The sequence below is a fragment of the Leisingera sp. ANG-DT genome (assembly GCF_000813785.1).
Lineage (GTDB): Bacteria > Pseudomonadota > Alphaproteobacteria > Rhodobacterales > Rhodobacteraceae > Leisingera.
The window spans coordinates 530,310-551,837 of sequence record NZ_JWLE01000001.1 but is presented as its reverse complement, the minus strand read 5'-3'; the positions used below and the strand labels follow the sequence as shown (position 1 = coordinate 551,837).

Annotated in this window: 19 protein-coding genes and 1 pseudogene; 4 read left to right on the top strand and 16 right to left on the bottom strand. The window is 59.9% G+C overall.

The features are described from left to right. Positions 1 to 209 precede the first annotated feature (209 nt). Both RA21_RS02670 and RA21_RS02665 read right to left on the bottom strand, forming a co-directional pair. Positions 210 to 788: an outer membrane protein gene (locus tag RA21_RS02670; protein WP_039145947.1), complete on the bottom strand. Its 579-nt coding sequence runs from the start codon at positions 786 to 788 to the stop codon at positions 210 to 212. Positions 789 to 1,026: 238 nt separating this feature from the next. Then, positions 1,027 to 1,542: a hypothetical protein gene (locus RA21_RS02665; RefSeq protein ID WP_039145945.1), complete on the bottom strand. Its 516-nt coding sequence runs from the start codon at positions 1,540 to 1,542 to the stop codon at positions 1,027 to 1,029. 430 nt (positions 1,543 to 1,972) lie between these two features. On the opposite strand from RA21_RS02665, the gene RA21_RS02660 reads away from it, so the two are divergent. Then, positions 1,973 to 3,523, top strand: a complete 1,551-nt coding sequence (locus tag RA21_RS02660) for a trimethylamine methyltransferase family protein (protein ID WP_039145944.1) — start codon at positions 1,973 to 1,975, stop codon at positions 3,521 to 3,523. A gap of 305 nt (positions 3,524 to 3,828) precedes the next feature. Then, positions 3,829 to 4,110 (top strand): hypothetical protein, encoded by a 282-nt coding sequence (locus RA21_RS22950; protein ID WP_206540032.1) that lies wholly within the window; start codon positions 3,829 to 3,831, stop codon positions 4,108 to 4,110. Positions 4,111 to 4,148: 38 nt separating this feature from the next. On the opposite strand, the gene RA21_RS02655 is transcribed toward RA21_RS22950, so the two are convergent. Next, positions 4,149 to 5,369, bottom strand: coding sequence for an acyl-CoA dehydrogenase (locus tag RA21_RS02655; protein ID WP_039145942.1), 1,221 nt, complete (start codon positions 5,367 to 5,369; stop codon positions 4,149 to 4,151). 99 nt (positions 5,370 to 5,468) lie between these two features. Here RA21_RS02655 and RA21_RS02650 point away from each other — a divergent pair, with 99 nt between their 5' ends. Continuing rightward, entirely contained in the window at positions 5,469 to 6,380 is a 912-nt protein-coding gene (locus RA21_RS02650; RefSeq protein WP_039145940.1) for a LysR family transcriptional regulator, read from the top strand. Between the two features lie 73 nt (positions 6,381 to 6,453). On the opposite strand, the gene phoB is transcribed toward RA21_RS02650, so the two are convergent. From phoB to RA21_RS02595, 12 genes and pseudogenes are all read right to left on the bottom strand, one after another. Further along, complete coding sequence (gene phoB / locus RA21_RS02645; RefSeq protein WP_039145938.1) at positions 6,454 to 7,143, bottom strand: phosphate regulon transcriptional regulator PhoB; 690 nt, start codon at positions 7,141 to 7,143, stop codon at positions 6,454 to 6,456. Between the two features lie 3 nt (positions 7,144 to 7,146). Beyond that, entirely contained in the window at positions 7,147 to 7,857 is a 711-nt protein-coding gene (phoU, locus tag RA21_RS02640; RefSeq protein WP_039145936.1) for a phosphate signaling complex protein PhoU, read from the bottom strand. Positions 7,858 to 7,873: 16 nt separating this feature from the next. Beyond that, on the bottom strand, positions 7,874 to 8,671 hold the full coding sequence (pstB, locus tag RA21_RS02635) for a phosphate ABC transporter ATP-binding protein PstB (RefSeq protein WP_019296319.1): 798 nt from the start codon (positions 8,669 to 8,671) through the stop codon (positions 7,874 to 7,876). Positions 8,672 to 8,686: 15 nt separating this feature from the next. Further along, positions 8,687 to 10,045 (bottom strand): phosphate ABC transporter permease PstA, encoded by a 1,359-nt coding sequence (gene pstA, locus RA21_RS02630; protein ID WP_039145934.1) that lies wholly within the window; start codon positions 10,043 to 10,045, stop codon positions 8,687 to 8,689. Next, complete coding sequence (gene pstC / locus RA21_RS02625) at positions 10,045 to 11,517, bottom strand: phosphate ABC transporter permease subunit PstC (RefSeq protein ID WP_039145932.1); 1,473 nt, start codon at positions 11,515 to 11,517, stop codon at positions 10,045 to 10,047. The genes pstA and pstC overlap by 1 nt, the downstream gene beginning before the upstream one ends. Positions 11,518 to 11,631: 114 nt before the next feature. Beyond that, positions 11,632 to 12,687 (bottom strand): substrate-binding domain-containing protein, encoded by a 1,056-nt coding sequence (locus tag RA21_RS02620; protein ID WP_039145931.1) that lies wholly within the window; start codon positions 12,685 to 12,687, stop codon positions 11,632 to 11,634. A 206-nt stretch (positions 12,688 to 12,893) separates the two neighbouring features. After that, positions 12,894 to 13,934: a sensor histidine kinase gene (locus RA21_RS02615; protein ID WP_039145929.1), complete on the bottom strand. Its 1,041-nt coding sequence runs from the start codon at positions 13,932 to 13,934 to the stop codon at positions 12,894 to 12,896. A 102-nt stretch (positions 13,935 to 14,036) separates the two neighbouring features. Continuing rightward, positions 14,037 to 14,558 (bottom strand): gamma carbonic anhydrase family protein, encoded by a 522-nt coding sequence (locus tag RA21_RS02610; protein ID WP_019296314.1) that lies wholly within the window; start codon positions 14,556 to 14,558, stop codon positions 14,037 to 14,039. Then, the gene (gene gmk / locus RA21_RS02605) at positions 14,555 to 15,196 is read right to left on the bottom strand and encodes a guanylate kinase (RefSeq protein ID WP_019296313.1); all 642 of its coding nucleotides are present in this window, start codon (positions 15,194 to 15,196) and stop codon (positions 14,555 to 14,557) included. The genes RA21_RS02610 and gmk overlap by 4 nt, the downstream gene beginning before the upstream one ends. 16 nt (positions 15,197 to 15,212) lie before the next feature. Continuing rightward, positions 15,213 to 15,344 (bottom strand): annotated as a pseudogene (locus tag RA21_RS22205) (endoribonuclease YicC domain-containing protein); the annotation flags it as partial. 309 nt (positions 15,345 to 15,653) lie between these two features. After that, positions 15,654 to 17,516: an ATP-dependent nuclease gene (locus tag RA21_RS02600; RefSeq protein WP_052257571.1), complete on the bottom strand. Its 1,863-nt coding sequence runs from the start codon at positions 17,514 to 17,516 to the stop codon at positions 15,654 to 15,656. Between the two features lie 412 nt (positions 17,517 to 17,928). After that, positions 17,929 to 18,825 (bottom strand): YicC/YloC family endoribonuclease, encoded by an 897-nt coding sequence (locus RA21_RS02595; protein WP_019296312.1) that lies wholly within the window; start codon positions 18,823 to 18,825, stop codon positions 17,929 to 17,931. 239 nt (positions 18,826 to 19,064) lie between these two features. Here RA21_RS02595 and RA21_RS02590 point away from each other — a divergent pair, with 239 nt between their 5' ends. After that, positions 19,065 to 19,880 (top strand): PAS domain-containing protein, encoded by an 816-nt coding sequence (locus RA21_RS02590; protein ID WP_029204826.1) that lies wholly within the window; start codon positions 19,065 to 19,067, stop codon positions 19,878 to 19,880. A gap of 124 nt (positions 19,881 to 20,004) precedes the next feature. On the opposite strand, the gene RA21_RS02585 is transcribed toward RA21_RS02590, so the two are convergent. Continuing rightward, positions 20,005 to 21,375, bottom strand: coding sequence for a class II 3-deoxy-7-phosphoheptulonate synthase (locus RA21_RS02585; RefSeq protein ID WP_019296310.1), 1,371 nt, complete (start codon positions 21,373 to 21,375; stop codon positions 20,005 to 20,007). Positions 21,376 to 21,528 lie beyond the last annotated feature (153 nt).

The window sequence follows — 21,528 nt, the reverse complement described above, 5'->3', positions numbered from 1 at the left end:
CAGAAACCAGCCCGCTGATATGTCAGCAGGTAATGCAGCAGATAATGGTGGTGCAATTCTGGTTCATGCAGGCTGCTTAGCACGCGCCAGAAGCGCCGCCAAGCTTTTTGGATGCCGGAAACAGCAAAGGCCGCCCGCCTGCCTTGGGTACAGTCCGGGCGGCCAGCGGCGCGGCGGAACAAGCGTGCCGCGCCGGTGTTTGTATCAGCTTAGAATTTGAAGGACGCACGCAGCGACACGGATGTCGCATCAGAACCAACACCCGAGGTTCCGAACTGATCGAAATTATGCTCCAGCACTTCACCGCCGACCTGCCACTGGTCGGTCACCTGGTAGGCTACGCCAACGCCGTAGAAGTCGCCGGTTTCGCTGCCCAGTGAGCTGTCGGCCTCGGCCACACCACCGGTCACATAGGCCAGCACCCGGCCAAAGTCATAGCCGGCCTTCAGCTTGGCGCGGGCAACCGAGTCGACGGTTGCGCCGCCGCCCAGATCCAGGTCGGTTGCGTCATAGTCCAGTTCGCCGCCCAGCACGAAACGGCCGAAATCATAATTGTAGCCGCCGTGGATACCGTATGCGGCATCATCACCCGAGGCACCGTTGCTGGCATCCGCGTCCAGCTGGCCTACCTGGCCACCCAGGTAGAAACCGGTCCAATCGCCGCCCTCATTGACCACAACCGGCGCCGGAGCCGGCGCGGGTTCGACCACCGGCTCAACCAGGTTGCCGGCAAAGGCCGCACTGCCCATTACGGTTGCGATGGCTGTCATAGCTACGAAACGAGTCATTCAGACTTCTCCTTTTGCAGTCCCGGCGCAAGCTGTGCGCCGTTGACGCTTACAAAAGGTCTTTGGCTGGCAGTTTCCAGTGCTGCTCAGCTCACAGCCCCTGAATTGGCGGTGACTGGCCTAAATCCCGTTCCAGCCCGCGCCTTTTTGCCGGAAACCGCAGGCGGAAATCTGCCAACCTATTGAAATCCCGCCCGCTTTGACTAGCGGCGATTAAGCATCCAGCCTCAAAGAACTATTAGAAACGGAAAGCAGCGCTCACAGCCAGGGTTTCGCCGCGCGGGCTGGCGCTGCCGTCTTTCGGCCCGGCCTCATGATGCAACAGCTCACCGGTCAATTGCAGCGCACGGTTCAGAGACACCCGCATCCCAAAGCCAAACAGCGATCCGTGGCGCCGGCCGCTGGATGCCTCGGCCTGAAGCCCGCCTACGGTTACAAAGCCGGTAGCCGGACCAAAGTCGTAACCTGCCTGAAGGCGCAGCTGGTGTGTTTCCTCAGCCTGCAGGGCGCGTGTCAGCGGACCGGTCTGCCCTGTTGACAGGCTGCCGCCGAAAATCAGGCCATCCGCCCCTTGTCCGTAGCCGAACTCAATGGTGCGAGCTTCTCCCCCTGATGTTCCGTGCTCCGCAAGTAAAGAGGTATTGGATTGAAGGCGGCCATATTCTTCAGCAAAGGCAGAATGGCCTTGGACAGCAGTACTGGCGAGCACTACGGCGAGCGTTTGGCAGAGTTTGGTCTTCTGAACCATCGGCATATGGCTGTGCCTTCCTGCAATGCACCATTCAGCGTGCCATCCCCCATGGCCCCAGTATCTGCATTAATGCTTAATATTTCGTTCCCTGACCCAGACTGCCAACAACTAGGCTGTGCGGAAACCGTAAAAAATGCACTCTGCATCATTAAAAATAGTGAAATTTAGTAAACTCCAACGGCGGATATCAGCGGCAAGAACGCCCGTGAAAAAAGTGTCGCAAATTTCACTCAGGTCGTTATCGTGCTAGAAACTTCGCAAACGCATGCCAAACTGCCGGAAAGTCACAGGAGACCGCATGCAGGAAGAACGCAGCCTTGTCAGCCTCATATACCGCACCATCGGTGCGGCGCGCGGGCGTGCAGCCAGGGGCCGGCCGCACTGAGTTGAATTTTCACACGTTTCAACTCACACTTCCTGAAAGGCTCCCTGAATGAACGACCAAGCCTCCTCCACCCGCGCAGCCCGCAGCGGCGGCCGCAACGCACGCCGTGCCGCCCGTGCCTCAGCCCTGCCCGAGCATCTCCGTCCAGTCCGTCCCGGCATGGAATCATCCGCGCTGAAACTGCTCAGCCAGGCAGACATGGAAAAAATCCATGAGGCCGCGCTCACCGCTCTCGAAGAAATCGGTCTGGCCGACGCCCCGCCAAGCGGCGTCGACTATTTGACCGCGGCAGGCTGCATTCTGGGGGATGACGGCCGGATCCGGTTCCCCCGCGCACTGGTTGAGGATACCATCGCCAAGGCGAACCGCTCTGTCACGCTCTTCAGCCGGGATGGCAAGACGGACTTGCAACTGTCCGGAGGCCGCGTGCACTATGGCACCGCTGGCGCTGCAGTCAGCATGGTGGACGTGAATGGCCGCGAATACCGCGACTCCACTGTCCAGGACCTCCACGATGCCGCCCGTATCTGCGATCAGCTGGACAACATCCACTTCGTGCAGCGCCCGATGGTCTGCCGCGACATTCCCGACAACCGCGAAATGGACCTGAACTCCATCTACGCTACCTGTGCCGGGACCACCAAACATGTCGGCGTATCCTTCACTGAACCTGATTTCGTGAAGCCCGGCCTGGAGCTTTTGCACATGATTGCCGGAGGCGAGGACAAATGGCGCGAACGGCCGTTTGTGTCGAACTCCAACTGCTTCGTCGTTCCGCCGATGAAATTCGCAACCGAATCCTGCGAAGTGATGGAGGAATGCATCAAAGGCGGCATGCCGGTGCTGCTGCTTTCGGCAGGCATGGCGGGTGCTACGGCGCCGTCGAGCATTGCCGGCGCGATCACCCAGGCGGTTGCTGAATGCCTCGCCGGACTGGTTTATGTAAACGCCGTAAAGCCTGGTGCGCCAGCGATTTTCGGCACTTGGCCTTTCGGCTTGGATCTGCGCACCGGCGCGATGACTGTTGGTTCCGGCGAACAGGCCTTGCTGTCCGCTGGCTGCGCGCAGATGCACAAGTTTTACAATCTGCCTGGCGGCGCCGCTGCTGGCGCCTCGGATTCCAAATTGCCGGACATGCAGGCCGGCTGGGAGCAGATGTGCTCTGCAGTTATGGCGGGCCTGTCCGGCCTCAACATGGTCTATGAAGCCGCAGGAATGCATGCCTCGCTGCTCGGCTTCTGCCTGGAATCTCTGATCCTCGACAATGATTTGCTGGGCCAGGCGCAACGCTGCGTCCGCGGCATCGAGGTGAACGACGAAACCCTGGCACTGGACCAGATGCGCGCTACCTGTCTGGGCGGACCCGGCCACTACTTGGGCACCGATCAGACTCTCAGCCGGATGCAGGTGGACTATGTCTACCCAGCCCTCGGCGACCGCACCTCCCCAAAGGAATGGGTGGAGCGCGACAAACCCGATCTGATTGCCAAGGCAACCGCGAAGAAGGAAGAAATCCTGTCGCAGCGGTCCGCCGCCCGGTTCGATGCGGAAACGGATATGGCAATCCGCCAGAAATTCAACATTCACTTGCCCGCCTGAGGCGGCACAGATCGAACTTGCAGCGGGCCGGATACTCCGGCCCGTTTTCTTTTGGAAACCGGCTGCCGGTTCCGGAAAATCCGCCCCCCATGTTTCTGAAAATTTTCTTAACTTCCACCTTGAAGGTTTCAGCCTGTCAAGTTAACCTATTGTAAATAGGCAAATAAATGCAAAGACCTTCGAATACTCAGGCAATCTGGGCTGCAAAAACACACCTGTAAAGGCGCAATACTGGAATGCAATCCCGCAAAGCTCGCCAACTTTTGCAGAACCATCCAGGGCGCGCTTTGCAATAATGCAGTGCGATGGGTGTGGTTGGCCGCCTTAGTGATGATTTGCGTTTTTGCATGTCGAAAATCAGAAAAGATGCGCGCAGTCGCCGATATCTGCAAAGCAAAAGACATGCGTTAACTGTCCACCCGGCATCGCAGCGCAGCCAGTTTGACTATTCGAAGCCTCAGGCGGTTGTTACGTTAACCAGGCTTCTGGCGCTTCATCGGCATTCAGCCGAAAGCAGCAGCGCCTTTTTCTTTGCAGAATTCACGGTCCGGCCCCTGAGGGCAATATTGCAAAGCAATCTTGCATAAACGCAGCGCGAAGCGGACTCCGCGCTGCTGCTTGGCAATCAGAAAAAGGCCTGCAATCCCGTCTGAGCCCGGCCCAGGATCAGCGCGTGGACGTCATGGGTGCCCTCATAAGTGTTCACGGTCTCCAAGTTCACCATGTGGCGGATCACGTTGAACTCCAGGCTGATGCCGTTGCCGCCGTGCATGTCGCGCGCCATCCGGGCAATTTCCAGCGCTTTGCCGCAATTGTTTCGCTTGATGATCGAGATCATCTCCGGAGCGGCATTCGCCTCATCCATCAACCGGCCAACACGCAAGGACGCCTGCAGACCCAGGGTGATTTCGGTCTGCATGTTTGCCAGTTTCAGCTGGAACAGCTGCGTGTTCGCCAGCGGCCGGCCGAATTGAATGCGGTCCAAACCGTATTGACGGGCCGCATGCCAGCAGGCCTCCGCGGCCCCCATAGCGCCCCAGCTGATGCCATAGCGTGCGCGGTTCAAACAGCCGAATGGCCCTTTCAGCCCTTCAACATGCGGCAGCAGCGCGTCCTCGCCAACCTCAACGCCATCCATCACAATTTCACCGGTGATCGACGCCCGCAGGGAAGCTTTGTTTTCAATCTTCGGCGCGCTGAGGCCCTTCAGGCCCTTGTCCAGGACAAAGCCGCGGATCTTGCCGCCATGGGCTTCGGACTTGGCCCAGACCACAAACACATCGGCAATCGGTGCATTGGAGATCCACATCTTGGACCCCTTAAGCCTATAACCGCCATCAATTTTTTCGGCGCGGGTTTTCATGCTTGCAGGGTCGGAGCCGGCATCCGGTTCCGTCAGGCCAAAGCAGCCGATCCACTCACCAGAGGCCAGTTTCGGCAGGTACTTCTGGCGCTGCTCCTCGCTGCCGTATGCGTAGATGGGATACATCACCAGCGAGCTTTGCACCGACATCATCGAGCGGTAGCCGCTGTCCACGCGCTCCACCTCGCGGGCCACCAGGCCATAGGACACATAACCACCGCCAAGCCCGCCGTATTCCTCTGGAATGGTGGTGCCAAGGAGGCCCATCTCGCCCATTTCGCGGAAAATCTCCGGGTCGGTTTCCTCGTTTTCATAAGCACTTAGCACACGCGGCTGAAGTTTTTCCTGAGCATAGGCACGGGCCGAGGCGGAGATCATCCGCTCATCCTCGGTCAGCTGGTCCTCCAGACGCAGGGCGTCTTCCCAGTTAAAACGGCCCAGATCCGGGGCATCCTTGGCGCGCAGGGCGGGTTTGTCGGTCATCTTGTCACCTCAGTGGTTCGCGATTTGGCCAAACCCTAACGGGCGGTGAACAGAAAAAACAGCGAGACTTTGGCAACAAAGCATGACAAACACTCATACATGACAGTGCCACGCAAATTCCTGCCCTCGATCTCCTCCCTGCGCGCCTTGGAGGCGCTGGACCGGCTTGGCAGCGCCTCTGCCGCCGCAGATGAGCTGGCGCTGACTCAAGGCGCGGTCAGCCGCCAATTGCAAACACTGGAGCGGCAATTGGGGATGGACCTAGTGCAGCGTGATCAGAAACGGCTAACCCTGACAGCGGAAGCACAGGATTATGCAGCTGAGATCCGCCAGGCGTTGAACCAGATCGTGCAATCCACCCTGCGTTTGCAGGCCGCGCCGCTGGCCGGGACGCTCAACCTGGCGATCCTGCCAGCCTTCGGGATGCGCTGGCTTATGCCCCGGCTGCCAGAGTTTGCCCGGCTGCATCCGGATGTGACCATCAACATGGCGACCCGTCTGGAGCCATTCAACTTCACCACTGAACCTTTTGATGCTGCGATACATTTTGGAGATGCATCCTGGCCGGGTACCCAGTCATTGCTGCTGAAGCATGAACAGTTGCTGCCGGTCTGCGCACCGCAGCTTCTGGAGGGGCGCAGGGTTGAGAAGCCTAAGGACATCCTGAAACTGCCCTTGCTGCATATCCAGACGCGCACAACCGCTTGGAAAGACTGGTTTGAGCAGCAAGGCATCGAGGTTGATGCGGGATTAAGCGGTACAATCTATGACCAATTCGCAACCATCACCCACGCTGCCCTGCATGGGCTGGGTGTTGCGCTGATGCCGGATTACCTGGTGGAGCAGGACTTGGCGACAGGCCGATTGGTGGCGCTGCATCCAGAGCCGGTTGAGACTGCAGGCGCCTATTACCTGATCTGGCCGGAGCGAAAATCAGACGCACCGGCGCTGATGAAATTCCGCACCTGGCTAGCTGGCAAGGCGCAGCCAGAGGACCCGCTGCCGCGGTAAAAATCAGGGGGTGACATGCGTGCACCCCCTGTACACCCCTTGTGCACCCCCCGGTGCCGTTTCAGCTCTGGATTCAGCCCAAGGCGTAGCCGGCGCCACGCACAGTTCGGACGGGATCGTCGCCGCCGTGCTGGGTCAGCGCCTTGCGCAAACGGCCGATATGAACGTCGACGGTGCGGGTGTCGACATAGATGTCGCGGCCCCAGACCCGGTCCAAGAGCTGTTCCCGGCTCCAGACCCGGCCCGGTTTCTCGATGAAGGTGGAGAGCAGCCGGAATTCGGTCGGCCCAAGCTTGAGCGGGTTGCCGCCCCGGCTGACCTTGTGGGTTTCGGCATCCAGAACGATGTCGTCGTATTCCAGCCGCACCCCGACTGTGGAGGGCCGGACCCGGCGCAGCTGGCTGCGCACCCGGGCCATCAGTTCCACCACCGAATAGGGTTTCACCACGTAATCATCGGCGCCTGTTTCAAGGCCACGCACCTTGTCCACTTCCTCGGACCGGGCGGACAGCATGATCACCGGGATATTGCGGGTTTCGGCCCGGGTCTTGAGGCGGCGGCAAACTTCGATGCCGCTCAGGTTGGGCATCATCCAGTCGAGGATGATGATATCGGGCATATCCTCTTCGACCACCAGCAGCGCTTCTTCGCCATCCTTGGCCTTGAGCACGCGGAAGCCGTCAGCCTCGAGATTGTAGGCCAGCACTTCCCGCTGCGCCATTTCGTCTTCTACAACCAGAACGGTGGGCTGGTCGGCAGCCATCGGTCAGATCTCCTGCGGTGTGGTCGAGGTGGTGTCGGCTTTTTTGCGGTCTTCTTCCGGCTTCTCACCAGTGACCAGATAGATCACCTGCTCGGCGATCGCGGTCACGTGGTCGCCCATGCGTTCGGTGTTTTTTGCTATGAAATGCAAGTGCATACAGGCTGAAATGTTGCGCGGATCTTCCATCATGTGGGTCAGGAATTCGCGGAACAGGGCGTTGTACATCTGATCCACGTCGCGATCGCGTGCGATTACGTCAGCCGCCAATTCCACGTCGCGCTGGATGTAGGAGTCCAGCGCATCCTTCAGCATCCGCTCCACCTCGCGCGCCATGCGGCGCAGGGCGGAGGTGCCTTCGCTGATGTTCGGTCCCTGGGCCAGAACGCCGGTGCGCTTGGCCATGTTTTTGGCATAGTCGCCAATGCGTTCCAGGTTGCCGGCAATCTTCATCACTGACAGCACCAGCCGCAGGTCGGAGGCCGCCGGCGCACGCAGGGCGATCAGCCGGGCGGTTTCCTCGTTGATCAGCTCTTCCAGCCCGTCGATGGCCTTGTCGCCCTGGCGCACTGTCAGCGCCAGTTCCTCGTCGCGGGTTTCCAGCGCCCGGGCGGCTTCGCGGATGGCGTCCTCGACCAGACCGCCCATCTTCATGATCCGGGCTTGAATTGCCTCCAGATCGCGGTCGAATGCAGATGCAATATGCTGTGCAGTCATTTGTTTTTCCTAGAAATCAGCCGATCCGGCCGGTGATATAGCTTTCGGTGCGCGGATCTTCGGGGTTGGTGAAGATCTGGCCGGTGGGGCCGAATTCAACCAGGTTTCCGAGGTGGAAGAAGGCGGTCTTCTGGCTGACCCGCGCGGCCTGCTGCATCGAGTGGGTGACGATCACCACGGAATACTGGCTGCGCAGTTCGTCGATCAGTTCCTCAACCTGCGCAGTGGCAATCGGGTCCAGCGCCGAACAGGGTTCGTCCATCAGCAGCACCTCAGGCTCCGTCGCAACAGCGCGGGCGATGCACAGGCGCTGCTGCTGGCCGCCGGAGAGGCCGGTGCCGGGCGCATCGAGACGGTCTTTCACCTCATCCCAGATGGCACCGCGGCGCAGGGATTTCTCTACGATTTCATCCAGTTCCGCCTTGTTCTTTGCCAGGCCGTGGATGCGCGGGCCATAGGCCACGTTGTCATAGATCGACTTGGGGAACGGGTTCGGCTTCTGGAACACCATGCCCACCTTGGCGCGCAGTTGCACCGGGTCGACGCGCTTGTCATAGATATCTTCGCCATCCAGCAGGATGTCACCCTTCACGCGGCAGATGTCGATGGTGTCGTTCATCCGGTTCAGGCAACGCAGGAAGGTCGACTTGCCGCAGCCCGATGGGCCGATGAAGGCGGTGACGGTATTGTCCTCGATCTCGACGTTCACGTCTTTGATTGCGTGGCTGTCGCCGTAATAGACGTTCACGTCCTTGGCAGCGATTTTGATGTTCTGGGTTTCCACGGTCTTATCCATCACGGTCATGTCGTTCATTGCACTATGCCCCTTTTACCAGCGGCGTTCAAAGCGGCGGCGCAGGATCACGGCAAGCGTGTTCATGGTCACCAGGAAGAGAAGAAGGATGATGATACCGCCCCAGGCGCGTTCGTAGAACGCCGGGTCGGCGCGTTTCGCCCATTCGTAGATCTGGGCAGGCATGGCGGAGTTCGGAGCCAGCAGGCCGTCGGCCAGGGTTTCCGGCGCGTTGGAGGCGATGAAGCCAACCATGCCGATGAGCAGCAGCGGCGCGGTTTCCCCCAGCGCCTGCGCCAGGCCGATGATGGTGCCGGTCAGGATGCCGGGGGCTGCCAGCGGCAGCACGTGGTGGAACACCGCCTGCATTTTCGACGCGCCAACACCCAGGGCCGCATCACGGATCGACGGCGGCACCGATTTCAGCGAAGCGCGGGTGGAGATGATGATGGTCGGGAGCGTCATCAGCGTCAGCACCAGGCCGCCCACCAGCGGCGCCGAGGTCGGCAGGTGCATGTAGTTGATGAAGACCGCCAGGCCCAGGATGCCGAAGACGATTGAGGGAACGGCTGCGAGGTTGGAGATGTTCACCTCGATCATGTCCGTCAGCCAGTTCTGCGGCGCAAACTCCTCAAGGTAGATCGAAGCGGCCACGCCGATCGGCAGCGCCAGCGCCAGCACCACAAACATCATGAACAGCGAGCCCAGCATGGAGACGCCGATACCAGCTGCCTCCGGGCGGGCGTCGGAGGCATCCGCGCCAAAGATGAAGTCGAGGTTGAAGGTCTTCTCCAGCACCCCGGCAGCGGCCAAGGCGTCGACAAGATCAAGTTGTTCCGCAGAGATGTTCTTGTCGTTGACGATGCTTTCCCGGGTGACGCGGCCCTTCAGGTAGCCATCGACACGGCTGGATGCGAGGAAGCGGAACTCCACCGTCTGGCCGATCTGGTCCGGGTTGGCGATCACGTAGTCGCGCAGCTGAGCGGCGACGTCTTTGGACAGGATGCCGGCCAGCTCCTTGGACTTGAGGCCGGTCTCGATGCCCAGGTCCTCAATCGCGGCTTCCATCGCACCCTTGATGATCGGCGCGTATCCGAAGGTGGTGACCTTCTTGATGTCTTCGATGTTGCGCTCGCCCTTCTTGTCGAGCTTTGCTTCCAGCAATTCCACATTCAGCGTGACAAAGGTCTGCTGGAAGGCACCGGTGCCCTTGCTGACGATGGTGGTCACCAGCACCAGCAGCATGATCAGGCCCGCAGTAATCGCGGCAATGCCATAGGCCTTGAACCGGGTTTCAGCAGCGTTGCGTTTGCGGGTTTGTGCGGATTTCTCCAGCAGCGAGCCGCCGTGTTTACGGGGCGCAGCACCTGCGGGATTTTGGCTGAGGTCAGTCATTAGTCGTACTGCTCCCGGTATTTGCGCACGATATAGAGCGCCAGGACGTTCAGGCCGAGTGTCAGGACAAACAGGGTCAGACCCAGGGCAAAGGCAACCAGCGTTTCGGGGCTGGCAAAGTCGGTGTCGCCGGTCAGCTGGCTGACGATGCGGGTGGTGATGGTGGTCATCGATTCCAGCGGGTTGGCGGAGAACTTGGCAATTGCGCCCGCCCCCATCACCACAATCATGGTCTCGCCAATGGCGCGGGAGGCGGCCAGCAGAACCGCACCGACGATGCCCGGCAGGGCTGCAGGCATCACAACCTGGCGCACGGTCTCGGACTTGGTGGCGCCAAGGCCCAGAGAGCCGTCGCGCATGGCCTGCGGCACTGCGTTGATGATGTCATCGGACAGCGAGGAGACAAAGGGGATCAGCATGATGCCCATCACGAGTCCCGCGGTCAGAACAGAGGTGGCGCCAGCCATCCACTCGACGCCCAGCAGGCCGCCCTTGCCAAAGAGGTCCGCCAGCGCGGGGCCAACAGTCAGCAGCGCAAACAGGCCGTAGACGATGGTGGGGATGCCCGCGAGGATTTCCAGCAGCGGCTTGGCAAAGGCACGCACGGCGCCGCTGGCGTATTCCGACAGGTAGATGGCGGCAAACAGGCCAACCGGAACCGCCACCAGCAGGGCAATGAAGGAGATATAGAGCGTGCCCCACAGGAGCGGCAGGATCGACAGCTCACTGCCGCCGCGGAAGTTCGGCGCCCAGGTGGAGCCGAAGAAGAAGTCGGTCCAGCTGTGCAGGCCAAAGAAGTTTTTGGTTTCAAACAGCATCGACAGAACGATGCCCACGGTGGTCAGGATCGCCAGCGAGGCAGCCAGGATCAAGAGCGCCAGCACCACGCGTTCCACAACGTTGCGGGCGCGGAAATCCTTGTGGGTGCGGCTGTAAGCGAAGGCAAAACCGCCAAGCGCCAGCAGCGCGACAACAACGGTCATCGCGGTGCGGCCGGTGTTCGACAGGTTGCGGTAAGCCTGTGCGGCATTCAGCACTTCCGAGCGCACGTCGTCGCCCAGGGCCACGCCCACCTCACCCATCAGGGCGCGGACGTCCTGACCGCTGTCAGCAACATTGCGGGCTTCACGGGCGGTCAGCAGCCCCTGGTCCACTGCCAGGTCCAGGCCTTCGGCCACGCGGCGCACGTCGCTCATCACCAAACCGATGGAGGAGCTTTCCGGGATCGCCTCTGCCGGGATCATGCCGGAGACACGGGTCTCAATAAACATCGGCTGGGCCAGCAGCCAGATCGCCAAGGCTCCGATGGCCGGAACAAAGGCCGCAAGAGCCACGTGGTAGCCGTAATATGATGGCAGCGAATGAAGGTCTTTGACGTTGCCCGCAGCGGTGGCAATCGCACGGCGGCGGCCGCCGTAGTAACCCGCGGCAGAAAGCGCAAGCAGGAGGGCAACAAGCCAGAAAGTGGGCATGAAAAGCTCCGGTTTTGGCGGTGTCTTTTATGGTGCGGCAGCCCTGCCGCGGAAGAAGCGCCGGGGCGGAGGTAGGCTCCGCCCCGGCAAGGATCAGATCACAGGCAGGACAGCTTAGGAGTTGCCGCCCATCACGGCTTCGTTGGCAACCGTTTCCTGGGTGTCCGCCAGTTCCGGGTCGGCAACCAGGCCGTATTCGGCCAGCGGGCCGTCTTCGCCGGCAACTTCGTCTGCGACGAAGAATTCAGCGTATTCCTTCAGGCCCGGGATCACGCCGATGTGGGCTTTCTTCACGTAGAAGAACAGCGGGCGGGAGACCGGGTATTCGCCAGTTGCGATGCTCTCGGTCGAGGGAACCACGCCGGACATGGTGGCAACCTGCAGCTTGTCGGTGTTGTTCTCGTAGAACGCCAGGCCAAAGACGCCGATGCCGTCCTTGTTGCTTTCGATGCGGGCCAGGGTCTCAGTGTAGTCGCCGTCGATGTCGACCGATTTGCCGTCGGTGCGCAGGGCGATACAGGCTTTCTCGGCCGCTTTCTTCTTGGCTTTGTCGCTGTCGCCTTCGGCGTGGGCCAGCAGATGCTCAAACGCGCCGGTGGCTTCGCAGCCGGCCAGGATGACCTTGTCTTCGAACACTTCGCGGGTGCCGTGCTTGGTGCCCGGAACGAAGGCTTGGATGTCAACGGCCGGGAAGTCGGCGTTCACGTCGGCCCAGGTGGTGTTCGGGTTGTCGACCAGTTCGCCGTCAACCAGAACCTTGTCGGACAGGGCCAGGAACCAGTCGGTCGGGGTGAACTCAAAAGAGTTGGCGCTGCTGTCGGAAGCAAACACGATGCCGTCATAGCCGATGCGGACTTCGATGATGTCGGTCACGCCGTTTTCGGCACAAGCGGCGATTTCCTTGTCCTTGATTTTGCGCGAGGCGTTCGCGACATCGATGGTATTTTCACCCACGCCTTCGCAGAAACGCTTGAGGCCAGCGGAGGAGCCGCCGGATTCCACAACCGGGGTCGGGAAGTCGAAGTTTTCGCCAAAGGCTTCTGCCACGATGGAGGCGTAGGGCAGAACGGTGGACGAACCGGCAACCTGCACCTGGTCGCGCGCAGCAGCAGCGGTTGCGGAAACGGCGGCGATTGCCAGGGTGGATGCGGTCAGTTTCACAAAGGACATTTGTGTCTCCAAGAGTTTCATAGGTCGATCACCCCCTCGATGATCTTGCCGCCTCTCCTATGGGGTGGTGATGAGGCTTTTGTGACAGGTGTGTAACAGCCGTATGACAAAGCCGGTTTTTGGCGAAAAAATTCCGTCACAAATGAAAAACTGCCGGTCGTGGGACCGGCAGCGTTCTTTGACGGCCTGGTCGACGGCGCGGCGGCCTACTCAGGAAGAATGACGGTAAAAACAGACCCTTGTCCGAGGTCGCTTTCAACACGCAGACGGCCGCGGTGGCGGTTGATGATGTGTTTTACAATCGCCAGCCCCAGCCCGGTTCCGCCCATCTCGCGGGAGCGGTGGCTGTCGGCGCGGTAAAAGCGCTCTGTCAGGCGCGGCAGGTGGACGGCAGCGATTCCGGGGCCGTTGTCGATCACCTGGACCCGCGCGGCAGGCGCGCGCACCGACGGGTCGCGCTCAGTATGGGTCAGCACAACCCGCACCTGATCGCCGCCGTATTTCACCGCGTTTTCAACCAGGTTGGTGAACACTTGCTGCAGCTGATCCGGGTCGCCGGTGACACAGACCGGGTCCTCCGGTGCCTCCAGCACCATTGTGGCGCCGCGGGCCTCTGCGACCGGTGCCAGCGTTTTAAGGGTGGAGGCCAGATGCGCGGTCAGATCCACCTGTTCCTTTGGGCGGACCCGTTCTTCGCTTTCCACGCGGTTGAGTGACAGAAGATCCCCGACAAGGCGGTTCATCCGGCTGGCTTCGCCCTCCATGATCGTGAGGAAGCGGTCGCGCGCAGCGGCATCATCCCTGGCCGGGCCGCGCAGGGTTTCGATGAAGCCGATCAGCGCCGTCAGCGGTGTGCGCAGCTCATGGCTGACGTTGCCGACGAAATCGCGGCGCATCTGGCTGGCTTGCTCGCGTTCGGTGATGTCGTCGAAACAGGCCAGTACCGCGCCGCCGCCCACCGCGCCGATGCCGGGCACATAGCGGAGTGTCACCGTGTAAGTGGTGTCCTGCGCGCCGTCGTTGGACAGGTGCCGTGCGGTGCGGGGTTGCTTGTCGTGCAGGCATGCCTCGATCGCGGTGGCAACGCTGGGCTGGCGCAGGATGGTGGCGAAGTGGCGTCCCTGGACGCCCTGCCCCAGCAAAGCTTCGGCGCCGCTGTTGACGGCGATGAAGCGTTCGGTCTGGTCCACCATCACCGCCGGCAGCGGAATGGCCGCCAGAAATCCTTCTATCAGATCGGTCGTCATATGTTCCCCGCTGTTGACCAGTCCGGCCTGCCTACTGCCCCAGTGTGAACCTGTTGTGGCAGCAACCGTTCAAGCAGCGCAAAACCGCCCGGTTTTCGCCGGTTACAGCGGTTTCAGCTCCGCCCGGAAGCGGCGCATGTTGTCCTGATAAAGGAGCGCACTTTGCGTCAGCTTTTCAGCCAGCGCCGCGTCCACCTCCCGCACTACCTTGCCGGGGCTGCCCATCACCAGGGAGTTGTCGGGAATTTCCTTGTTCTCGGTGATCAAGGCCCCTGCCCCGATCAGGCAGTTCTTGCCGATCTTGGCACCGTTCAGGATGGTGGCGCCCATGCCGACAAGGGAGTTCTCGCCAATGGTGCAGCCATGCAGCATTGCCTTGTGGCCAATGGTGCAGTTCTTGCCAATGGTCAGCGGGTAGCCTGCATCAATGTGCATCACCACGTTTTCCTGCACGTTGGTGCCCTCGCAGATGCGGATTTCCTCGTGGTCGGCGCGGATGGTGACTCCGAACCAGACTGAGGACCCTGCCTCCATCACCACCTTGCCGATCAGGTTGGCATCGGGGGCGACCCAGGTGTCCTCATCGATTTGCGGCCGGTGAGCGCCAAGAGCAAAAAGGGTCATGACTGTTCCTCGAACTGGGTTTGCAGGGCGCGGACGTGATCCTGCAGCTTGGGCTGCTGGATGCGGCGCATGCGCTCGGCCTCGACGATGGTTTTCAGCTTGGCCTCTGTCTCGTCCAAGTCGTCGTTGACCAGCACATAGTCATAATAACCCCAGTGGCTGATCTCATCCCAGCTTTTCATCATCCGCTTGGAGATCACCTCGTCGCTGTCCTGCGCCCGGGTTTCCAGACGGCGGCGCAGTTCGGTGATCGAGGGCGGCAGGATGAAGATTGACAGCGCGTGCTTGCCCAGATCGGAGTTGCGGATCTGGATCTCACCCTGCCAGTCGACGTCGAACAGCACGTCCTGACCGGCCTCGATGGTGTCCTTCACCGGGCCAGCGGGCGAGCCGTAGAAGTTGCCGAAGACGTGGGCGTGCTCCAGCATGCCGCCCTCAGCCACCTTCTGCTTAAACTCGTCTTCGGACATGAAGTAGTATTCGCGGCCGTGCTCCTCACCCGGGCGCGGGGCGCGGGTGGTGGCGGAGACCGAGAAGGCAAGGCCCGGGTCCCAGGCCATCAGGCGGCGGGCCAGGGTGGATTTACCTGCGCCCGAAGGCGATGAGAGGATGATCAAAAGGCCGCGGCGGTCCGCCATCAAAGCACTCCTTTTCTTATTCTATGTTCTGCACCTGCTCGCGCATCTGGTCGATCACGGTTTTCATCTCAAGCCCAACTGCCGTCAAGCCGGCATGCTGCGCCTTAGAGCAGAGAGTGTTGGCCTCGCGGTTGAACTCCTGCATCACTTATTATGCTGCCCAAAATAGGAAGTCCATCAAAGCAATTATCATAATTTTTCAATATCTTACACAACACCCCGCAAAGCAAACTTTCATCTTTGCCCATAAATTGCCCAAGCATTTGGACATTTTTTGACAGTTTACTCTTCTACGCACTGCCGTCGATTTGGCACAAGTGCTGCCTAAGTAGGCGGCCATCCAACTTGTGGCGAGCTTACTTAGTCCTTTCGGATTCACTGCATTCGAATCCAGCTTCAGTCTCGTTCGCGACAGTATTAGGTTCGGCAAGAAGACACTTCGGGTCGAGCTTTCCTATTATTCTGCCGCATTCTCCAGTTGGGCAGGTCCACCACCCAGTTCGTCAACTTCCCTTGGAAACACGTAGGCAACGATCTCACCTATCAGAGCACCCAAAAAAGGCATCCGAGCACGGAAATCTTCGTCGGTTTTGTTTGCATAGTGCCTTGCCATCGGCCCCTTGCCCGCCTGTTCAAACTCCTTCTTTACGAAGATCGCCCAGTCTTCGTGCAAGTGAGCATCTAACGTTGTCTCTGCGTTAACAATCTGGTTGTTGAGCTGGTTCGAAATCACGCTGGGGATATCTCTCAACTTAAGATGCCCACGACCATCGGCCCACCCCCATGCATCCCTGTCATAGAGGCACTCGAGAACAATAGGTACTCGAAACCCGGCCTGGAGCACCGGGACTAGATGCGGGGGCGTTGGCAACTTGAAGCACTTGGCTGACTTGACGTTGTCGGGGACTTCATTCCAGCTCATGAGAGCTACCTTCGCTTCCGGATCAAGGTCCAAAAGACCTGCTGCTTTGAAAAGTTCAGGGTGATGCTTAGCTCTACTCCGCCATGATTGAAGCATGTCAATCACATAGTTTATCCCTGCCCCGTCCTTCGTTTCGACATCGATCTCAGCAGCCCTATCTGGCGCAAATACTCTCAAGGCCTTGTCGACAATAAGTTTGTCAGAGTCACCCTCAACAAAGATTTTTCGGCGGTCGGCTCGGGCAAGTTGCTCGACCTCTGCACGTGCTTTCTCCTGGCGTCGAACTCGGTCTTCCAACTCCGTCACCATAGGGGCAAACAGGGCGGTAGTGCCCTTTCGATCATCAAGGTCACCAAGTTCAGTGATTTGTTTGGTTCCTTCATCATCCTCAGCCCGGAATACATGGTGACAGGAAATCCGGCTTTCGCCTTCTTCCTGCTTTCGGTGCAAGTTGTAGAAGACGGGGGAATGCGTGGTTAGGAAAATCTGGGAAACACCGTGGTCAATGAAACCCCAGAACTGATCAGCGAGTTCCACACAACTGGACAGTTCAAGATTGTTTTCCGGTTCTTCGTAGCCCCAAATGAACGTGTGTGGTTGTGCACCTCGCACCTGAAGACCCCGTTTTTTGTCAGCCATAAATTTAAGGATCAAGGGTATGTGGCGAGCCTTAATTCCGTCACCCCGAGCATCGAGCGAAATATCTTGGCCTTCGCTCAAGAAATCGAGGCTCTCAAAGATGTGGCTAAGGTCCTTGGGCAGAGCCAAACGGGATCGGAAACCGAGGGAGGCAGTGATTTGGTTCGTCAGGTCTTCAAGCTGGTAGGATATTGATTTCTCGAAGTCCTGGCTTGAGTTCCGGAATTCTCGGTCGGCCACCTCTGCAATGATGTCATAGATGCTGGCCCGCAATACCGAGAAATACTCCAAGTCCTTGATAGCAGGAACGTAAACGAAGTTGATGTTTCGCAGCAGAGCGTGAGCGTTGGACTGCGTCGGAATCTCGATCGTTTCGACTCTGGTTCCTCCCCGTGGACCTGCCGCTCGACGTCTCCCTGAGTATTCGTCAAACACGAGCCCCTCAGCACGCCAGCGGCGCTCCCAGACAACATAGTCACCGTTCGTAGTTCGATACGACTCCGGCATCGTGATTTCGAGCTTGATCGAAATTTCCTTTGCCCGCCTGTTTGGGTTGTTGAACACGTTGTGATCGATCTCAAAATCAAGACCGTCGGCGGGCATCGTTCTACCATTGAAGAAGAGGTTTAGGGCCCTTAGGACGTTCGACTTGCCGGAGTCATTCTTGCCCACGAGGACTGCTAGTTCGCCCGGTGATAGTGACAGGTTTCGAACCGACCGGAAATTCCGGACGTCGACCTTTGTGATGCGGAGACTCATTTCTTCTCAAAATGTTCAATGCATTTGGTCCGACGCACGTTGGACGACTTTTTCGCAGCACACAAGTCGAAGTTGTTTCCATGACCAAATGCTCAACGTAAATAATGCATGCTCCAAAATCTCCTAGAGCTACCTACAGTCTCTGATTGGCCCAAAGCGTCCATCGTTAGGAGACTCCAATAGCGCCGCCACCTTACTTAAGCCCTTCGAACAAAACTAGAACATCAAGCATTTTACTTTGCCCAAACTTTGCCATTCGGTGGGCAAAGCTATACATCTTCTTGCGTCGTTATGCATCTTTAGACGCAAAATGTAGTCATCCTTTGAAAGGCCGGGCGTGGGGGAGCGACTCCTAGAAAAATGAAGGGGCGCGGAAGTGCCCGCGCCCCTTGATCAGCCGGATTTGTCCTGCCTATTCAATGTTCTGCACCTGCTCGCGCATCTGGTCGATCACGGTTTTCATCTCAAGCCCAACTGCCGTCAAGCCGGCATGCTGCGCTTTAGAGCAGAGAGTGTTGGCCTCGCGGTTGAACTCCTGCATCAGGAAATCGAGTTTGCGGCCCACAGCGCCGCCCTTCAGCAGCAGATCACGGGCAGCAGCCACATGGGCGCCAAGGCGGTCCAGTTCCTCGGTCACGTCGGCTTTGACCGCAATCAGCGCCAGTTCCTGCGCCACCCGGTCAGGGTCGGCGCCATCGGCGTTATCCATGACACGCGCCAGATTGGCCCGGAGCGTTTCGGCCATCTTGGCCTTGCGCTCTTCGGCGCGCTCTGCCGCTTGCGCGGTCAGCGCGGCGACCTGCTCCAGCTGGGTGTTAAGGATTACGGCAAGCGCCGCGCCCTCGGCCTCGCGCATCTGCACGAATTCCGCCACAAGGGTTTCCAGTTCCTTGGCAAGCGCGGCAACCAGCGGCGCCGGATCATCGTCGCCCGCGGACTGTTCCAGCACGCCTTTGAAGGACAGAAGCTCTGCAGCTGATGCCGGACGCACCTCCACCCGGTTCTGCTTGGCGAGCGACTGCGCCTCTCCCAGTGCCTTCACCACGGATTTCAAAACCGCGGCGTTGACTTGCACCTGCCCGGCGCCGTCCTCAGTCCTAGTGATCCGGAGTGTCAGCGAGACATTGCCCCGCGCCAGCGCTTTGGACAGGGCGGAACGGGTCAGGTTTTCAAGGCCTTCCAGCCAATCCGGAACCCTAAGCCGGATATCCAGCCCCTTGGCATTGACCGACCTGAGCTCCCAGCTCCAGCTGTGCTGATCGGAGCTGCCCTGTGCCGAGGCAAAGGCGGTCATGCTGCGGATGGTCATAAGAAAGCCCCCTGTTCGCTGGTGATTAAACTGCTCTACTGTCTTGAAACTACAGGGTGCAAGTGCAATTGCAAAAACGGGCGCAAGCGAAGGCGTTAACCATTGCTTTAAGATTTAGTCCAAATTTGAATTAGATTGTGTCATCTTAACTTCAGGGTAACCATACCGGCCCTAAGTCTTAAGGCAGCAAGGAGCTGCGCGGGGACCACGGGATGTCCGGTGTTGCAGGGGATAATGAGATGATTTTTGGCAGCCGCAGTGGAGATGGCCTGTCTGACGGACAGGGAAACGTTGTATCCATGAACCGTTTCCGCAAGGGCGGCGCACTGTCGCCGCTGCGTCAGGCGGAAGCCTATTGGACCGCGCTGCGCCGTGGAGACGATGTGCCCAGCCGCTCGCAGATCGACCCGCGCGGGCTGGAAAACATCCTGAGCAACACCTTCATTCTGGAACGGATTGCGCCTGGCATCGCCCGTTTCCGTCTGGCCGGTTCGCTGGTCAATGAAATGGCGGGCATGGAAGTGCGCGGGATGCCGGTAACGGCGTTTTTCACCACAGATGCACGCAAGCAGCTGAGCAATGCGATGGAGCATATGTTCGACACGCCCGCGGTTGTGGAACTGGAGCTTCAGATCGAGGCGCCGCGCCTCAGCAAACCGCGCGAGGCCCGTATGCTGCTGCTGCCGCTGCGCAGTGATCTGGGTGATATCAGCCGGGTGCTGGGGGTTCTGGTGGCAGACGAGGCCGCTTCGGTCACATCGCAGCGGTTCTCGATCACCTCGATCGAAATGCGTGCCGTTGGCAAGCCTTCGGGCGCCGCGGAGTTCAAGGCTAAGCCGCGGGAAGACGCGAAGGAAGACCATGCAGATGTGAACCAGCCCAATCCCGGCTTTGCCGAGGTTCAGGCCCGTTTCAAGCCGGAGCGGTCGCTGCTGGAAGAGGCCAAGGCGCTGCTGGACCGCAGCCGGGCCGGCAAAGCGGCCGAACCGGCGGACCCTGCCGCTGCCAAGCACAAGGGCGCACCGCATCTGCGGCTGGTGGTCAGCCGCGACTGATCCGGTGCCGGCACTGGAAGATTTCTGAATTCAAGTACAAGGTCATAGCTGCTTGAATTGACTGCGCCCCGGAGGAGAACCTCCGGGGCGCCTTTTTGTTTGCCGGCAGCTGTCGCAGGCGGCCTTAGCCCGCTTGGCGCGCAGACTGCTCTGCGCGCAGGGCGGACAGTTCTTCTGCCACCAGGAAGGCCAGCTCCAGCGACTGGCTGGCATTCAGGCGCGGATCGCAGGCGGTGTGGTAGCGGTCGCTCAGGTCTTCTTCGGTCACCGCGCGGACGCCGCCGGTGCATTCGGTCACGTCCTGGCCGGTCATTTCGAAATGCACGCCGCCGGGGATGGTGCCCTCAGCCTTGTGAACACCGAAGAAGTCGCGCACTTCGCGCAGCACGCTGTCGAAGGGCCGGGTCTTGTAGCCGGTGGAGGACTTGATGGTGTTGCCATGCATCGGGTCGCAGACCCAGGTGACATTGGCACCCTCTTCCTTCACGGCCTTGACCAGCCGCGGCAGATGCTCCCCTGCCTTACCGGCGCCAAAACGGGCAATCAGGGTCAGCTTGCCGGCCTCGTTGTCCGGGTTGAGGCGTGACATCAGCACCTTCAGATCCTCGGCGCTGGTGGTCGGGCCGCATTTCAGGCCGATCGGGTTCAGCACGCCGCGGCAGAATTCCACATGGGCGCCGTCGGGCTGGCGTGTGCGGTCGCCGATCCAGATCATGTGGCCGGAGCCGGCCAGCCATTTGCCGGAAGTCGAATCGAGGCGGGTCAGCGCCTCCTCGTATTCCAGCAGCAGGCCTTCGTGGCTGGTGTAGAATTCCACGGTGGAGAATTCATGGGTGGTGTCGGCGGTGATGCCGGCGGCGCTCATGAAGTCGATGGTGTCCTGAATGCGGGTTGCGATCTCGCTGTACTTCTGGACTTCCTGCTCATCGGTGAAGCCGAGGGTCCAGGAGTGCACCCGGCTCATGTCGGCGAAACCGCCGGTGGAAAAAGCGCGCAGCAGGTTCAGGGTTGCAGCCGCCTGGGTGTAGGCCTGCAGCATCTTCTGCGGGTTCGGGATGCGGGCATCCGGTGTGAACGCCAGTTCATTGATGATGTCGCCGCGATAGCTGGGCAGCTCGACGCCATCAATGGTTTCGGTCGGCGCGCTGCGCGGCTTGGCGAACTGGCCCGCCATGCGGCCCACTTTCACCACCGGCACCTTGGCACCATAGGTGAGCACCATGGCCATCTGCAGCATCACCTTGAAAGTGTCGCGGATGCCGTCGGCGCTGAACTGGTCAAAGCTCTCGGCACAGTCGCCGCCCTGCAGCAGGAATGCCTCGCCGCGGCCAGCCGCGCCCAGGTGCTGTTTCAGGCGGCGCGCTTCGCCGGCAAAGACCAGCGGCGGATACTTGGACAGCTGAGCCTCGACAGCGTTCAGCGCTGCGGCATCGGTGTAGTCCGGCATCTGCACCCGCGGCTTGTTGCGCCAGTCCGATTTTTGCCATTCGCTCATGACTTTATCTCCGCATCAGAGGTCTTTAGAATATGTTGTGTGCTCTATACAAAATCCGCCGGGGGGAGACCAGTTTAGAATTGCGGAGACTTGACCCCGCGTCCAAGCTGTGAGCACGGTTTTCCGACTTGCCGCGGAGCGTGCTCCCGCGGC

Bases quoted from the DNA above. Each gene is read 5' to 3' on its own strand.
- RA21_RS02670 (WP_039145947.1), bottom strand. From the start codon at position 788: ATGACTCGTTTCGTAGCTATGACAGCCATCGCAACCGTAATGGGCAGT.
- RA21_RS02665 (WP_039145945.1), bottom strand. From the start codon at position 1,542: ATGCCGATGGTTCAGAAGACCAAACTCTGCCAAACGCTCGCCGTAGTG.
- RA21_RS02660 (WP_039145944.1), top strand. From the start codon at position 1,973: ATGAACGACCAAGCCTCCTCCACCCGCGCAGCCCGCAGCGGCGGCCGC.
- RA21_RS22950 (WP_206540032.1), top strand. From the start codon at position 3,829: ATGGGTGTGGTTGGCCGCCTTAGTGATGATTTGCGTTTTTGCATGTCG.
- RA21_RS02655 (WP_039145942.1), bottom strand. From the start codon at position 5,369: ATGACCGACAAACCCGCCCTGCGCGCCAAGGATGCCCCGGATCTGGGC.
- RA21_RS02650 (WP_039145940.1), top strand. From the start codon at position 5,469: ATGACAGTGCCACGCAAATTCCTGCCCTCGATCTCCTCCCTGCGCGCC.
- phoB (WP_039145938.1), bottom strand. From the start codon at position 7,143: ATGGCTGCCGACCAGCCCACCGTTCTGGTTGTAGAAGACGAAATGGCG.
- phoU (WP_039145936.1), bottom strand. From the start codon at position 7,857: ATGACTGCACAGCATATTGCATCTGCATTCGACCGCGATCTGGAGGCA.
- pstB (WP_019296319.1), bottom strand. From the start codon at position 8,671: ATGAACGACATGACCGTGATGGATAAGACCGTGGAAACCCAGAACATC.
- pstA (WP_039145934.1), bottom strand. From the start codon at position 10,045: ATGACTGACCTCAGCCAAAATCCCGCAGGTGCTGCGCCCCGTAAACAC.
- pstC (WP_039145932.1), bottom strand. From the start codon at position 11,517: ATGCCCACTTTCTGGCTTGTTGCCCTCCTGCTTGCGCTTTCTGCCGCG.
- RA21_RS02620 (WP_039145931.1), bottom strand. From the start codon at position 12,687: ATGTCCTTTGTGAAACTGACCGCATCCACCCTGGCAATCGCCGCCGTT.
- RA21_RS02615 (WP_039145929.1), bottom strand. From the start codon at position 13,934: ATGACGACCGATCTGATAGAAGGATTTCTGGCGGCCATTCCGCTGCCG.
- RA21_RS02610 (WP_019296314.1), bottom strand. From the start codon at position 14,558: ATGACCCTTTTTGCTCTTGGCGCTCACCGGCCGCAAATCGATGAGGAC.
- gmk (WP_019296313.1), bottom strand. From the start codon at position 15,196: ATGGCGGACCGCCGCGGCCTTTTGATCATCCTCTCATCGCCTTCGGGC.
- RA21_RS02600 (WP_052257571.1), bottom strand. From the start codon at position 17,516: ATGAGTCTCCGCATCACAAAGGTCGACGTCCGGAATTTCCGGTCGGTT.
- RA21_RS02595 (WP_019296312.1), bottom strand. From the start codon at position 18,825: ATGACCATCCGCAGCATGACCGCCTTTGCCTCGGCACAGGGCAGCTCC.
- RA21_RS02590 (WP_029204826.1), top strand. From the start codon at position 19,065: ATGATTTTTGGCAGCCGCAGTGGAGATGGCCTGTCTGACGGACAGGGA.
- RA21_RS02585 (WP_019296310.1), bottom strand. From the start codon at position 21,375: ATGAGCGAATGGCAAAAATCGGACTGGCGCAACAAGCCGCGGGTGCAG.